At 61.3% G+C, this 14,193-nt stretch carries 14 protein-coding genes; 6 read left to right on the top strand and 8 right to left on the bottom strand.

The window, feature by feature from the left end; genetic code table 11:
- Nucleotides 1–212: 212 nt before the first annotated feature.
- Together WJU23_RS15065 and WJU23_RS15060 are read right to left on the bottom strand one after the other, a co-directional pair.
- Complete coding sequence (locus tag WJU23_RS15065) at nt 213–1,262, bottom strand: hypothetical protein (RefSeq protein ID WP_346333428.1); 1,050 nt, start codon at nt 1,260–1,262, stop codon at nt 213–215.
- A 36-nt stretch (nt 1,263–1,298) separates the two neighbouring features.
- Nucleotides 1,299–2,378: a hypothetical protein gene (locus WJU23_RS15060; protein WP_346333427.1), complete on the bottom strand. Its 1,080-nt coding sequence runs from the start codon at nt 2,376–2,378 to the stop codon at nt 1,299–1,301.
- A gap of 219 nt (nt 2,379–2,597) precedes the next feature.
- Here WJU23_RS15060 and rnhC point away from each other — a divergent pair, with 219 nt between their 5' ends.
- The 4 genes from rnhC to WJU23_RS15040 all read left to right on the top strand — a co-directional run bounded on the left by rnhC (nt 2,598) and on the right by WJU23_RS15040 (nt 5,214).
- Nucleotides 2,598–3,557 (top strand): ribonuclease HIII, encoded by a 960-nt coding sequence (gene rnhC / locus WJU23_RS15055; RefSeq protein ID WP_346333426.1) that lies wholly within the window; start codon nt 2,598–2,600, stop codon nt 3,555–3,557.
- 58 nt (nt 3,558–3,615) lie between these two features.
- Nucleotides 3,616–3,930, top strand: a complete 315-nt coding sequence (locus WJU23_RS15050) for an HU family DNA-binding protein (RefSeq protein WP_346333425.1) — start codon at nt 3,616–3,618, stop codon at nt 3,928–3,930.
- A 127-nt stretch (nt 3,931–4,057) separates the two neighbouring features.
- Nucleotides 4,058–4,699 (top strand): helix-turn-helix domain-containing protein, encoded by a 642-nt coding sequence (locus WJU23_RS15045; protein WP_346333424.1) that lies wholly within the window; start codon nt 4,058–4,060, stop codon nt 4,697–4,699.
- Nucleotides 4,700–4,707: 8 nt separating this feature from the next.
- Nucleotides 4,708–5,214, top strand: coding sequence for a hypothetical protein (locus tag WJU23_RS15040; protein WP_346333423.1), 507 nt, complete (start codon nt 4,708–4,710; stop codon nt 5,212–5,214).
- A 22-nt stretch (nt 5,215–5,236) separates the two neighbouring features.
- Here WJU23_RS15040 and WJU23_RS15035 read toward each other — a convergent pair whose 3' ends face one another.
- Complete coding sequence (locus WJU23_RS15035) at nt 5,237–6,778, bottom strand: glycosyltransferase family 39 protein (RefSeq protein ID WP_346333422.1); 1,542 nt, start codon at nt 6,776–6,778, stop codon at nt 5,237–5,239.
- Nucleotides 6,779–6,903: 125 nt separating this feature from the next.
- Here WJU23_RS15035 and WJU23_RS15030 point away from each other — a divergent pair, with 125 nt between their 5' ends.
- The gene (locus WJU23_RS15030; protein ID WP_346333421.1) at nt 6,904–7,458 is read left to right on the top strand and encodes a YqgE/AlgH family protein; all 555 of its coding nucleotides are present in this window, start codon (nt 6,904–6,906) and stop codon (nt 7,456–7,458) included.
- A 25-nt stretch (nt 7,459–7,483) separates the two neighbouring features.
- On the opposite strand, the gene WJU23_RS15025 is transcribed toward WJU23_RS15030, so the two are convergent.
- A complete protein-coding gene (locus WJU23_RS15025) occupies nt 7,484–8,350 on the bottom strand; it encodes an alpha/beta hydrolase (RefSeq protein WP_346333420.1) in 867 nt (288 codons plus the stop codon).
- 193 nt (nt 8,351–8,543) lie between these two features.
- On the opposite strand from WJU23_RS15025, the gene WJU23_RS15020 reads away from it, so the two are divergent.
- Nucleotides 8,544–8,726 carry a hypothetical protein gene (locus WJU23_RS15020; RefSeq protein WP_346333419.1) on the top strand — a complete coding sequence of 61 codons (183 nt, stop codon included), beginning with the start codon at nt 8,544–8,546 and terminating at the stop codon, nt 8,724–8,726.
- A 12-nt stretch (nt 8,727–8,738) separates the two neighbouring features.
- Here the strand turns inward: WJU23_RS15020 and WJU23_RS15015 are convergent, their stop codons facing one another.
- The 4 genes from WJU23_RS15015 to WJU23_RS15000 are packed head-to-tail and all read right to left on the bottom strand — an operon-like array spanning nt 8,739 to nt 13,555.
- Complete coding sequence (locus WJU23_RS15015; RefSeq protein WP_346333418.1) at nt 8,739–11,090, bottom strand: response regulator; 2,352 nt, start codon at nt 11,088–11,090, stop codon at nt 8,739–8,741.
- A gap of 58 nt (nt 11,091–11,148) precedes the next feature.
- A complete protein-coding gene (locus WJU23_RS15010; protein ID WP_346333417.1) occupies nt 11,149–11,532 on the bottom strand; it encodes a response regulator in 384 nt (127 codons plus the stop codon).
- Nucleotides 11,529–11,933, bottom strand: coding sequence for a response regulator (locus tag WJU23_RS15005; RefSeq protein ID WP_346333416.1), 405 nt, complete (start codon nt 11,931–11,933; stop codon nt 11,529–11,531). The genes WJU23_RS15010 and WJU23_RS15005 overlap by 4 nt, the downstream gene beginning before the upstream one ends.
- Nucleotides 11,930–13,555 carry a PAS domain S-box protein gene (locus tag WJU23_RS15000; protein ID WP_346333415.1) on the bottom strand — a complete coding sequence of 542 codons (1,626 nt, stop codon included), beginning with the start codon at nt 13,553–13,555 and terminating at the stop codon, nt 11,930–11,932. The genes WJU23_RS15005 and WJU23_RS15000 overlap by 4 nt, the downstream gene beginning before the upstream one ends.
- Between the last annotated feature and the right edge of the window lie 638 nt (nt 13,556–14,193).

The following is a 14,193-nucleotide window of genomic DNA, read 5'->3' as shown; positions in this document are numbered from 1 at the left end:
GGTCCTGAAACAGGCCGTTCGCAGAACTATCCGGCTTTCTTCGGCGGTGCCCTTTTCTCCTTGCGACGGTTTTGCCAAAAAACGAATGGCTGTTTGACTCCGCACCTTCAAAGAATAGCCGGATAATTCGGCGATGGGAATTGTGGGGCGGAGGGATGCAGCGCGCCGAACACATCCGGCCTACGGATGGAGCAGAGCGGCAATTCCAGGGCTTACTCCTTCGTGATTTTCAGCACGCGGTTGTTGTAGCTGTCGGTGATGTACAGTTCTCCCGATTGAGGATGGATGGTCACGCCGTGAGGGCGGGCGAGCTGGCACTGTTTTGGGTCACCGCCGACGCCGGAGCTGCCTTTGGTGCCGGTGCCGGCGATGCGCTCCATCTTGCCGGTGGCGGGCACGTAACGGCGGATGAGGTGGCTTTCGGCATCGGCAATGATGACGCTGTCGTCCTGGTCCACACACAGGTGCTTGGGGCCGGTCATGGTGGCTTCGATCGCTGGGCCGCCGTCACCGGTACCGCCTTTTTTGCCGCTGGCATTGACGACGGTGCGGATGCGGCCGGCTGGATCCACGACGCGCAGGGCATTGCCATTGCGCTCCAGGATGTACACGTTGCCCTGGCGGTCCACAGCGACGGCGCGGGGGTCCACCAGCGGGGCTTCTGTGGCGACGGCACCATCTTCCGGTACGCCTTTTTCACCATTGCCTGCGATGACTTTGGACATGCCGGTTTTGAGGTCCAGACGATGGACCTGGCGCAGGTTGGCGATGTAGAGGTTTTCACCTTTGAAGTCCAGGGTGATGCAGTAGGGGCCGTTGCCGCGCTCCTTGCCCTTGGGCGCCTTCCAGCCTTCAAGGGTCTTCACCAGGCCGGCTTTCACATCCACTTCCCGCACGCAGCCGTTCCAGGTATCGCCAATGAGGACTTTTCCATCCGGCAGGATGGCCAGGTTATGCGGGCCGTTGAACTGGGCCTTGATGGCAGGGCCGCCATCGCCGCTGTAGCCGGGCGTCAACTGGCCGGCCACGTGCGTGAGGATGCCGCCGCCATCCACCTGGAGCAGACGGTTGCCGGAGACCATCTCGATGATCCACATGTGGCCGCCGGGGTCAAACTCGGTGCCGAAGGGCTCCTTGAGCACGGCTTCCTTGGCATCAATGCCGACGGATTCCTGCTTGCCGCCAGCCACCAGATGAATGCGGTCCGCCAGGGCATAACCAGGGAGCAGGGCGGTGAGGAGAAGGAGGCGGAGTGAGGTCATGAAATGGAGTGGGTAAGGGGAGGGCGGCAGCCGTGTTTATTTCTTGCGCAGGACGCGGACTTTATGGGCCTCGCTGTCACCGATATAGACGGCACCGTCGGCGTCCACATAGATGCCGTGCAGGCGGGCCATCTCACATTTCAGCGGGTCGCCATCGGCACCGTCGCCCTTTTTGCCGTTGCCGGCGATGAGGTCCAGGGTGCCGGTTTTCGCGTTCACCATGCGCACGCTGTGGCTTTCCGTATCGGCCAGCCAGGCATTGCCTTCCGCATCCAGCGCGATGCCTTTGGGGCCGCTGAGGGTGGCTTCCTTGGCAGGTCCGCCGTGGCCGGTGAAACCTTTTTTGCCCGTGCCGGCGATGTGGTGAATCTTGCCTGCCTTGAGGTCAAACTTGAAGACCTGATTCCCTTCACGGGTGCAGAGCCAGAGGTTGCCATCCTTGTCAAAATCCAGTGAGCGGGGGCCCTTCAAAGGGGTGCCTGCGATGGGTGCTCCATCGGGCGTGGCTCCGGGCTTGCCGGTGCCGGCAAAGGTGCTGATGGTGCCGGTCTTCATGTCCACCTTGCGGATGACGTTGTTGCCGATGTCACAGATGTAGAGGTCACCATCCGGGCCAAACTGGATGCTGTGGGGGTCCTTCAACTGCGCCTGGGCGGCAGGTCCGCCATCACCGCTGTAGCCGGGCTTGCCGGTGCCGGCAAAGGTGCTGATGATGCCGGTTTTCATGTCCACCTTGCGGACGGCATGGTTGCGCATGTCCACGATGTACAGGTCACCGGCGGCATCGAAGCGGATTTCGTGAGGCAGATTAAAGGTGGCCTTCAGGGCCGGGCCGCCGTCGCCCGTGTAGCCCAGTTCCCCGGTGCCGGCGATGGTGTGGATGATGCCATCTGGCGTGACTTTGCGCACCTTCTGGCCGGTGTATTCGCAATACCAGAGGGCACCGTCCGGCCCGCGGGTGACGCCGAACGGATTGTCCATCTTGGCCTGCGTGGCAGGACCTCCGTCGCCGCTGAAGCCTTTTTCACCGGTACCGGCAAAGGTGGAGATGGTCCACTCCGCCGCCGGAGCAGCCAGGGCAAACATGAGGGAGAGACCAACGGCAAAAGATTTCATCGGGTGCATAAGGTGGGAACAAAACAATAAGAGGACTTATCAACGAGCTTTTGGACAGCCTTTGTGCCGGAAAATTCCATGTCGTGTCATTTGTCCTGAAGCAGGGGCACAAAAATAAAATGATGTAACTCTTTTGCCGAAAAACAGTAAACTTTAAGGTGATGAAACCAGAGAGCCCTGGCAATCACCGGCCACCTGTGGTTGATCACTTGCTCGCCCATGCCACCCATAACTTCCTACACCAAACCCCTGAACGAAGCCCAGGCCGTCAAGCTGCGGGCGCTTCTGATGCAGCAGGGCTGGGAGTTTGAAACCAAGCCCCACTGCCTCTACGCGGCCAGTCGCGGAAAAGTGAACGTGGCCGTTTATCAAAAGGGGCCGAAGATCCTGGTTCAAGGCAAGGAGACGGAGGATTTCGTGACCCTGGTCTTGGAGCCACAGATCCTGGGCCAGGCAGAGCTGGGTTATGAGGAGGTGCTGCATCCGGAAATGTTCCAGCCCCACATCGGTGTGGATGAAAGCGGCAAGGGGGATTTTTTTGGCCCGCTGGTCATCGCGGGCGTGTATGTGGATGCCGCCGCCGCACGCCACCTGCGGGAGGCGGGGGCGGTGGACAGCAAGCGCATCACCAGCGATGCGAAGATCGAGCAGGTGGCCCAGGCCATCCGTTCCGTGCCCGGCCTGCGATATGAGATCGTGCAGATCAATCCCGAGCGCTACAATGCCCTCTATGAAAAGTTTGGTAACTTGAACCGCCTGCTCGCCTGGGGTCATGCCAAGGTCATCGAGCTGCTGCTGGAGCGCGTTCCAGACTGCCCGCAGGCCCTGTCGGACCAGTTTGCCAATCCCGCCGTGCTGCAGCGCGCCCTGCAGGCCAAAGGTCGGGAGATTGAACTCATCCAGCGGACCAAGGCGGAGTCCGACCCTGCCGTCGCGGCCGCCTCCGTACTGGCCCGGGAAAAGTTTGTCCACTGGCTGCGGGATACCGGCCTGCAAACCGGCATTCCCCTGCCAAAAGGCGTCTCCGCCCTGGTCAAGGCAAGTGCCCGGCAGATGCTCCAGGCCCATGGCAGCGCCGGCCTGGCCAAAGTGGCCAAATGGCACTTCAAAACCACAGCCGAAATTCTTTCTTCATCAGATTCAGAAGGAGGCGGCACAGCCCTTCCCCAGCCAGCCTAAGGAATAACTTGCAATCAATCATCTGTCAGGCATCTAAATTGCTACTCCCACCACGAACATGACTACCGTTACCAAGCGCGATATGATCACGGAATTGAGCGACCTCACCGGGCTCAAGCATCACCAAGTCGCCGAGGTGCTGGATGGGCTGATGGAGCTTATCGCCAAAAAGGTGGAATCCGGGCATGACGTGACTTTCCGCACCTTTGGCACCTTTGAGGTTTGCGTGGCCAAATCGAAGATCGGCCGGAATCCGAACAAACCTCAGGATGAAGTGCTGATTCCGGACCGCTGCGTGGTCCGCTTCAAACCCGGGCGTGAATTGAAAGAACGCGTGGCCAGACTGCCCACCAAGACCATTTTGGGGGATTGAGGGCGCGAGGAGCGAGGGTGGGTTTTGGGAATCTACAGGGATCCTTTATCCGGCCACTTGTGGTTGGGTGAGTTTTTTCTCATTCAACAGAACCATCATCGTCTGAGGGGCCGATTCCCTCACAACGATGACTGCTTTACCTGGAACTTACCTGCGTTCGGCTCGCGTCCGGCTCGGTCTGAGCCTGGAGGATGCCGCCCATAAGACGCGCATCCCGCAGCAGCGGCTGGAGTGGCTGGAGGAGGACAATTTTGCCGCCTTTGGCAGCCTGACCTATGCGCGCGCCTTTTTGAAAATCTACAGCCGCTTCCTGGGCGTGGATGCCAGCGAGATACTGGAGGAGCTGCCCTGCACACGGTTGCGGCCTGTGAAGAGCTGCCGGTACCTGAGCGCAAACCAGGGAAGGTGGCTGGCCGGTCAGGATGATCTCCAATTGGAGACGCGCCGGAAGGGCCTCGCCTCCCCCATGACGGCAGGCATGGCTATCTTTGTCCTGCTGCTGATGGGCTCGGGTGTTTGGGGTTACCATATTTCACGGCAGTCTTTGGCTGTGATGGAGGCTCATTCCATCCAGAGGGTCGCAGAGGCGGTCCATGCTCCGGCACCCGCATCCGGACCTCCGCATCAGACGGTTCCTCTGACGGGGCTGATCTCTTCCTCCCAATCGGTCCAAGCGGTTTCTACGCGGTCAGACATACCGGCCCACAATCTGGTCATCACCAGCCCCATGCCAGCAATCCAGGCTGGAATCCCCGCAGGAATGGATTAAACTGGCGCATGACCGAAGCTCGTGTCCCAAATCGCTGGTGGGTTTCTCCGCTGCTCTTCACTCTGGCTCTGATTATTGCCGTCACCGCCGTCTGCATGTCCAGCGAGACGGCCCGCGAAGTGCTGGCCAAGGCAGTCATGATGATCGCTGGCGCACTCGCCACTCCATTTATTCTGGAAACTTCTGTTTTCCTCATCGGCCTGGTCATCGTCATCGCCCTGAACCAGTGGCGCATGCAAAAGGAGGGGGACGGCTGGGTTTACCTGGCCCAGACCGAGCCTGATCCTGCCAGCATTGCCGCCGGGGCGGAGACACCGTCAAAGCGGCTCGAAGGCATCATCCTGACAGCGGCCCCGGATGCGCGCATTGATCTGGAAGCCCGGCTTTCCATTGCCGAAGGTTTCCTGGATCTGGGTTTGAAGGATGAGGCTGTGGAGCACCTGAATCTGCTGAGTGCGGAAGAACAGAAAGACCCGAGGGCGGTGGCCTTGAGGCAGCGGGTGGCAGTGCCCTGATAAAACCTGGCTGATTCCGCCCCTACTTCTTGTCTCCCCGCCCGGGCTTCTCCCACGACAGGAGGTTGTGGCCGAGGAAGACATCAAAGATACGCTTGTTGTTAGGCCCCAGCGTGACCTCGACACGCCCCAGGCGCTCGACTTTCTCGAATCTTTTCGCCACGGCGGGGAAAAGGGCGGCAGGCTCGGCATCCCCACCTTTGAAAATGAGCGCATCATCGCCCAGCCGCTCCTCCGGCCCTGGCCAGACCTCGTATTGGGAGAGCACACGGCCTGAGCGTTCCCAGCGGTAAGTGCGCGGATGCTGTGGCATCGTGAAGGCGAGCTGGGCGGCATCGTACCGGTACCCGGTGGCCAGGACAAAAGTGTTCTCCGGGCGCGGGACGCGGTCCAGGAACTCGCCGGCCTGGATGCCGGTCTCGGTCCAGCCGCGCATTTCATTGAGCTTCTTGTGCCCCTTTAAATCCGTGAGGAAGATCACCAGCAGGGCAATGTGCGCCAGAATGACCAGGCCTGCGCCGACACGAACCGTCCACGTCCTCCAAAAAGGGCGCGCGATGAAAGGAAGCTGACCAGCAAACCAGGCCGCCAGCAGGATGAAGGCCGGCACGTAGAAGACCGCCGGCCAGTTGGGATTGATCTTCTGGCGCAGGGAGAGGGCAAAGAAACCCAGAAGGGCCGGGGCGGAGCAGAGGAGCAGGTAGCGGGCGCGGCGGTCCATGAGCCGCCAGTTTTTCGCGCCTAGATAAAGCACCACCAGCAGGGCGACGTAGGTGACGGGGGAATAGACGAGCGTTTGCACTGCCGGGAACTCCAGGGTGCGGGAGAGCCATTTGGTGAAGCTGAGACTCTGCGTTTCAAAATGATGTTTGGTATGCTCCAGGGTGATCCATTCATGCTGGGTGTTCCACCACAGCACCGGGGTGATGAAGGCCATGCCGATGAGGATGCTGGCCCACATTCGCGGGTTGCGCAGCAGGTGGCGGTCAGGTGGCGAAAAAATGGCAAAGGCGGCCATCATGGCCGGGAAAGCCAGCATCATCTGCTTGCTCAACGTGCCCAGGCCGATGGTCAGGGCGAGCGCGCCCCAGCGCCAGAGGCAGGCGGGTTTTTCCACAGCCAGCCAGAACAGCAGCAGCGCCAGGGACCAGAAGAGCAGAAGCGGCGCATCAATGGTGAAGAAAAGGTTCAGCCCCATGTTGGCCGGCGTCAGCAGGATGAGCAGGGCCGCCACATAGGCGGTGGCGGCACCGAAAAGCTGCCGTGCCAGGGCAAACAGGACGGCCAGCGTGGCGGTGCCGAAAAGAAGCGGTGCCAGGCGCACGCCCCATTCTGCATTCCCCGTGGCCCAGCCGACGAGGCCCATGAGCCAGCCGATCATGGGCGGCTTGCTAAAATAGCCCCAGTCCGGCTGGCGGCCCCAGTCCCAGTAATAGGCCTCGTCCCCGGCCAGGTCAGCCTGGGCGGTGAAAAACAGCATGAAGGCGATGCGAAACAGGAAAACCACGCCCAGCAACCCGGCAAAACGGCGGGTCCAGAGGGCGTCAGAGGCAGGATCAGGCAAAGAGGTCAAGAGTGGCAGGCTAAAGCGGGGATTTACGGCTGGCAAGATGCGGCATGGCTCAGCCCCGATGAATTTCCATGCAAAAGTGCAACGTTGGCCCTACCTTTGCGGTCATAATTAACATCATGCCAACCACCCCTGATGCATCCCCCCTGGCCGGGAACCTGCTGCTGGCTGTACCCTCCATGCGGGACCCGAATTTCAAGCGCACCGTCATCTTTGTGGCGGCGCACAATGCTGAGGACGGAGCCTTTGGCTACGTGCTCAACCGGCCGCTGGAGCAGCGCGTGGCTGACCTGCTGCCGGATCAGAACCTGGGCGCATTGGGCCAGGTGCCGGTTTACATCGGCGGACCGGTGGCCACGGACAAGCTGGCCTTCGCCTCCCTGCATTGGAACCGGAAAAGAAGCACCCTCCGCTGCCAGACCCACCTCTCCGTGGCGGATGCCATGCATGAGCTGAGCATGGGGCACGAGGTGCGCGGTTTCGTCGGTTACTCCGGCTGGACCGGCGGCCAGATTGAGGGGGAGATCCAGCGGAAATCCTGGATCATCGCCCCGGCGCATAAAGTGGTCCTGACCCTGGAGCAGCCCACCACCCTGTGGAGTGCCGTTCTGGACGAGATGGGCCCCGTGTTCCGCCTCATGGCGAATACGCCTGAGCGGGTGGAGCTGAACTGAGGGCACTTCCTTCAGCGGAGACGTCTCACCTGCCCAGCGCCTGCTTCAGGATCGCATCCAGGTGGGTGATGGGCAGCGAGTAATGGCCCTCTTCCTCCAGCCAGCGGGTGGTGACGTGGGGCATGATGCTGGAGAGTTTTTCTGTGTAGCGCCAGTCAATGTTGCGGTCCTGTTTGCCGTGCCAGAAGTGGATCAACATGCCGATTTCACCTACTTCAAAACCCCACTCGGAAAGGTAGATGTCTGCATCGGCGATGACGGCCTTGGGGCCGCGACGCAGTGCCTCGAGGATGCCGGCGCGGACGACGGTGAAGATTTCCGGGCGTGCCAACACGGCGCGGTCTGCGGGGCCGAGCATCCTGAGCAGCCACTTGAGCGGTGCGCGGTCCGGCTTGCCTTTGGATACCTGCTCGCCGACGCGCAGGAGCAGGCCGAGGATGGTTGGAAAGGCATGGCGTATCCGGATCATCAGCCGGTACAGCCAGAACATGTGCTCGTAACCCAGGAAGGTCAGAGGCGGCGCTCCGCACATGATGGTGGCGCTGAGCAAGCGCTCCGGCATGGTTTTGGCCGTCACCAGCACATAGGGGCCCCCGCCGGACCAGCCAATGACGTGGAACTTCTCCGCGCCCACGTGGGCGGCCAGCTCCTCCAGCAGGGCCGGCCAGTCCTTCAGCTCGCGGCCCACATGCAGGTCCGACAGGCCGATGCCCGGCCGGTCAGGTGAAATGATCCGCAGGCCATGTTTTTTCCCCGCCTCATCCATCAGCGCACCCTGCACCCGCGCGCTGGGCCACCCGTGGAAGTAAAAACAGGGCACCCCGGCCGGATCACCATGCTCCGCGTAGCCGAGCGTGCGGCCCGAAGATAAACGAAGGGTATGGTCTGGCATGCAAGATCAAGAAATGGGGGAACAACAGACTAAAGCCACATCCCAACGTCCGCAATCAACATCCATAAGCATCCTCTGCATCTCCTGGCAGCCAACCGGAAAGCATCTCACCAGGAGGGTGACACCGTTCAGAGGCTCTCAAAAGCCGATTGCAGCCCAGCGAACTCCCTCTAAGCTCAGCAAAGTCACCTTCATGAAAATCGCCCTCGCTTTCTTTGCCGCCGCAGCCTTCGTTCTTGCCTCCTCCTCTTGCGACAAGCATTCATGGGAGTCCACCCAGACCCTGCATGAAGGCATGCACAAAGAGCATCATGGTGATGACCATGCCGCCCCCCACGGTGAAAAGGATGCCCACGCGCCAGCCGCGAAGCATTGATCTCTTACCGCCTCACGCCAGCACGGTCCTCAGCGTCTTCAGCAACGTCTCCGCCGTGTACGGTTTCGGGATGAAGTGCTTCACTCCGGCATTCGCCGCCCTGGCCACCATGCCGTTGGCATTCAGCCCGCTGGCGGCAATGATGCGCACCTCCGGGTTGATGCGCATCAGCACCGGGATCATGGTCGGCCCGTCCATGACCGGCATCATCATGTCCGTCAGCACCACCGCGATCTCCGCGTTGCGCATGGCGAAATAGGCCGTCGCCTCGGCTCCGTCTGCCGCCAGCAGCACCCGGTAGCCAAAGGCCTCCAGCGTCTGCCGGGTGATCTGGCGCACCGCCGCCTCATCATCCACCAGCAGGACCAGCTCTCCGTTTCCCCTCGGCAGCGCCTCCGTCCGGACCCCGGCCGGTTCATCACCGCTCCGGGTCTGGGCCGGCAGATAGATGTCAAACCGGGTGCCCTTGCCCTTCTCACTGTACACGCGCACAAAACCGCCATGGCTCTTGATGATGGCCAGCGTGGTGGACAGTCCCAGCCCCGTTCCCTTGCCCAGTTCCTTGGTGGTGTAAAAGGGCTCAAAGACCCGCTCCTGCACACCTGGTGTCATGCCGCCGCCTGTGTCCTCCACCTGCAGCACCACATGCGGGCCCACCTGGGCCTCCAGGTTCATTGCCGCATAGTGCGCATCCAGCTCCAGGTTGCCGGCGGTCAGGGTCAGCGTTCCGCCGTCCGGCATCGCATCCCGCGCATTCACACACAGGTTGATGAGCACCTGGTGGAGCTGCGTCGGATCTCCCTGCACCGTCCACAGATCTTCCTGGGAATTCACCACCACCTCGATGTGCTTTAAAAAAGTCTCATTGGCGATCTTTTCCACCTCCTCCAGCAGGGGGCGCAGTTGCACCTCCACCTGCTGCCCCTCCATGCCCCGGGCGAAGGACAGCACCTGCCCCACCATGTCCGCGCCGCGTTTCGTGCTTCCCTCGATGGTTCTGAGGATGCCCAGCCGCTGCGGGTCCGTTTCCCCCATCTTCAGCAGGTCAATGGACATCATGATGGGCGACAGCACATTGTTAAGATCATGCGCGATTCCCCCCGCCAGCGTGCCGATGCTCTCCATCCGCTGCGCGCGTAAAAACTGCTGCTCCAGCTTCTTGTGCAGGGTGATGTCACGGGCCACGCAGGACATCACCTGGTCAACCTCGGACCACTGGGCGGACCATTCCAGCGTGGCCAGCTCTTCGTCCTTCCGCACGTAGCGGTTCTCAAAGTTCCGGCTGATCCGGCCTTCGATGACAGCTGCCGCCTCCTCCAGCGTCCTCATCTGGTCCGCCTCATGAACTTTGGCAATGTACAGCGTGCCCAGCAACTCCTGCGGAGTGTAGCCCAGCATGGGCAGGCAGGCCGCATTCACCTGTAAAAAACACCCCTCCCGGTCCAGTGTGCAGATCATGTCCAGGGAGGAGTCCAGCAGCGCGGAAAGCCGTCCCGCCGTCTCGCGGTACCGGCCCTCGCTCTCTTTCAGCGCCCCCTCCGCCTGCCGGCGTTTGGTGATGTCGGACCAGACCCCCACCACCTCCGTCGGCTGCCCCGCCTCCGCCCGCACCACCCGGTTGTTGTCCTCCACCCAGCGGTAGCTCCCGTCCTGGTGCAGTAGCCGGTATTCCAGCGTGCAGCCGCCAGCGTGCAGCCCCTGCGCCAGGCCCTCCAGCACCCGTTCACGGTCTTCTTCGCAGAGGCTCTCCTGCCACCAGCCAGGCCGCCGTGTCTCCTCCAGCCTCACCCCCAGCAGCCGCTCGATGTTTTCACTCACCACGCAGGGGCTTAAGCCGCCGCCGTCATTTCGCAGTTTGTACATCACCGCCGGGCTGTGCGCCAGCAGGTGGGTCAGCTCCGCATGCGTCGTCTCCAGCTTCTTCACCAGCCGCTCATTGTAGTCCTTCATCAGGTCCAGCTCCTCCGGGGGGCTGATGGGTTTCGGCCGCTCCAGAGGCGCCGTGTGGATCACTTCGTACAGCGCCTTCATGATGGCCTTTGGCGGCACCGGTTTCCTCAGATACAAGGTCGCGCCCATGTCCATGGACAGCTTCTCGTCCTTGGCAGAGGTGTAGCTGGCCGTGTAGATGATCACCGGCAGCAGCTCCAGCCGCTTGATCTTGCGCAGCTCGAAGCACAGGCGGTAGCCGTCCATCAGGGGCATCAGCACGTCGGTGATGACTGCATCCACCGTTTCTACGGCCAGCGTCTTCAGTGCCTCAATCCCATTGGTGGCCTCTATGACCGTCACTCCTTCCCCCTCCAGCGTCACGCGCAGCAGTTTCAGGTTGGTCAGATTGTCATCAACAATGAGGATGTGCATGGCGGGAGGTCGGCAGTTTAAAGAGGGAGAAAAGCAGGAGCGGACCCAAACACCCGCTTCAGGGCAGGGGAGGGGCCTGTTTGCTGGCCACTGCCGCCTGGAGGTCGTCAGAAAGCGTCCGCGTGTTCAGCGGTTTCAAAAGATAGGCGGCGGATCCCGCCGCCAGGGTGGCGGTTCTGGAAAACGTCTCCGTATAGGATGTCATCGTCACGATGTGGATGTCCGCCGTTTCAGGCGCGCCTTTCAGTTGCCGCACCAGTGTCAGCCCGTCTGTTCCGGGCATGTACAGGTCCAGCAAAATCACCTCCGGCCGGTCACTGGCGATGAGGTCATAGGCCTCATCCGCCGTGCTGGCGCCGTTCACCTCATGGCCTGCCGCCTGCAGCACATCCTGCGCCAGTTTCAGCTCCGCCGGCTGGTCTTCGATAACGAGTATTTTCATAGTGTCTGTGGGCTGTGCGCCGTCTGTCCTTTTTTGAGATAACCGGCCACCTGCGCACAGATGGACCGGGTATCAATGGGCTTGGTGATGTAGCCGTCGCAGCCCGCCTCGCGCGCCTTCGCCTCATCCCCCTTCATTGCATAGGCGGTCAGCGCCACGATGATGATGTGCCGCGTCGCCGGGTCCGCCTTCAGCAGCCGGGTCAGTGTCAGCCCGTCCATGCCCGGCAGCGCCAGGTCCATCAGCACCAGGTCCGGCACCGTCAGCCGGATCATCTCCTGGGCCGTCTCCGCATCCACCGCGCGCAGCACCTCATAATCTTCAAATTCCAGGAGATCGGACACCAGTTTCAGGTTCGTCGGGTGGTCATCCACCACCAGCAGGCAGGGTTTTTTCATCATGGGTTCATTGCGTGGGTGGTGACCGGCAGCGTCACGGTAAAAGTGCTTCCCTTGCCCGGCTCGCTCTCCAGCCCAATGTGCCCGTCTTGCAGTTCCACAATCTTCCGCGTCAGTGCCAGGCCCAGTCCCGAGCCCTCATACCGCCGCGCCGCGCCGGAATCCAGCTGCTCAAATTCCTGGAACAGGCGCTTGATGTCCTCCGGCTGGATGCCGATGCCGTTGTCCGTCACCGCCAAGGTGAAACGGTCATTTGCGCATGGCATCACCGTGATCTGCACCAGGCCGCCATCATCCGTAAACTTGATGGCATTGGACACCAGGTTGTAGAGCACCTGCTTGAACTTCTGCTGGTCCAGCATCACCATCCCCACCTCGGCGGAGACGGACACCTTCACCTGCATCCGCTTCTTCTGCGCGCTCGGCTTCACCACCGCGCAGACCTGGTCAATCGCATTCTGCGGCTGGAAGCATTCCGGGTTCAGCTCCATCTTCCCTGCCTCCACCTTCGCCAGGTCCAGCACATCATTGATCAGGTGCAGCAGGTGCTGCCCGCTGTTGAGGATGTCCCCCAGATACTCCTTCTGCTTCGCATTCAGCGGCCCCGGCTTGCCGTCCACCAGGAACTCCGCAAACCCGATGATGCCGTTCAGCGGCGTCCGCAGCTCATGGGACATGCTGGCCAGGAACTCGCTCTTCATCTGGCTGGCCTTTTGCAGCGACTGCTCAAAGCGCTTCAGCTCCGTCACATCACGCGCCGCCGCGAAGACCCCCTGCAGCTTCCGGTCCCGGTCATAAAAAGTCGCCGCATTGTAGGAGACCACCGTTTCCTTGCCGTCGCGCGCCCGCGCCGTCAGCTCATAGTTCGTCACCTTCTTCTCACTGAGCACCAGCTTGATGCCCGCCTCCGCACGCCGGGGGTCCGTGAAGTTGTTTTTAAAAGGGGCGCCGATCAGCTCATCCCGCGTGCAACCGGTCAGCGCTTCCATTTGCTTGTTCACATCCGTGATCACGCCTGCCGGGTCCGTGGTCATCAGCGCATCAATGTTGGATTCGATGAGGGACCGTGTGTAGAACTGCTGGTCGCGGAGCCGCTGGTCCAGCTTCCTCTTGTCCGCCTCGATCTCCTTGCGTGCCGTATTGTCCGTGCCAATCAGCAGATAACCGATGATTTCCCCCTCCTCAGACCGTAGCGCCGTCACGGACACCACTGCCGGAAACCGGCTGCCATCCTTGCGGATGTAAGTCATCTCATAGATGTCCTCGATCCCGCGGGATGCTTTGAATACCAGCGCCTGAAAGCCCGGTGTGATCGCTGTACCCAGCTCCGCCGTCAGGACCTCCGCCCGGGTGATGACCTCCTGCGGGTCCGAGATGTCCGCCGGTGTGATCATGTTCACCACCTCCGCCGCGCCATACCCCAGCATCCGCTCCGCCCCCACATTGAAGATCTGGATCACCCCCAGTTCATCCGTAGCGATGCAGGAAAAGTTCGCGCTGTTGAAAATCGCGTTTTGCAGCGCTCCGGTTTTCAACAGGACCTCCTTGCGCAGGGTCTCAGTCACCGTCTCAACCGACGGTTCAGTCACAGGGGGCTGCGGGTTCTCTTGAATGGGGTTTGGCATGGCTGCAGTTTCAGTATCCGCATTGGATCAGTTGCTGACTGGATACACACGCACAAGCTTTCGGGGGTCTATTTTAGCCTGGCTTGGAAAGCGCGTAAGGACCGGGGTGGAATCCCGATTCTGCAATACCTTATGTTATGCCCGATCTGACCCGGGCACAACGTCTATAAATGTTTCTCTATACCGATTTCCAAAAAGAATGTCCAAAATTCAGCCACTCACCCTTTGCACCCCCAGCCCGTAGGGCTGCCCATGAATAGCTGGTGTGTCGGCGAGCCTGAGCGAGCCAGACCTCCGATTACGACGGAGCGTTACCCATCCACGACCTGCTCCGCAGGAGCAGCCCCATCGGCACCATGACGCCGATGCAGGTGGCGATCTGATGGGGCAACCCTGCGGGTTGGTCTTCAAGACGGGTCGTGCTTGCCTGACCGGAGGTTAGCTCGCCGAGGCTCGCGTCACCTTCCGGCTACTCATGGGTTAGCCCTTCGGGCTAGAAAAAGCGGGCCAAACAGAGGCTTGCCTGCGCTCAGGCGAGGTTGCGGAACCCCTGCGGCTGGCAGGAGCCACACGCTTGTGCGCCGGACACCGGAGGGATAGGACCGCATGCTGAGGAGCTTCAGGCGGGCTTTGGATTG

Source organism: Prosthecobacter sp. SYSU 5D2 (genome assembly GCF_039655865.1).
Classification (GTDB): domain Bacteria; phylum Verrucomicrobiota; class Verrucomicrobiia; order Verrucomicrobiales; family Verrucomicrobiaceae; genus Prosthecobacter.
Note: the sequence above shows the minus strand (reverse complement) of the source record. Positions and strands in the feature narration are given on the sequence as shown.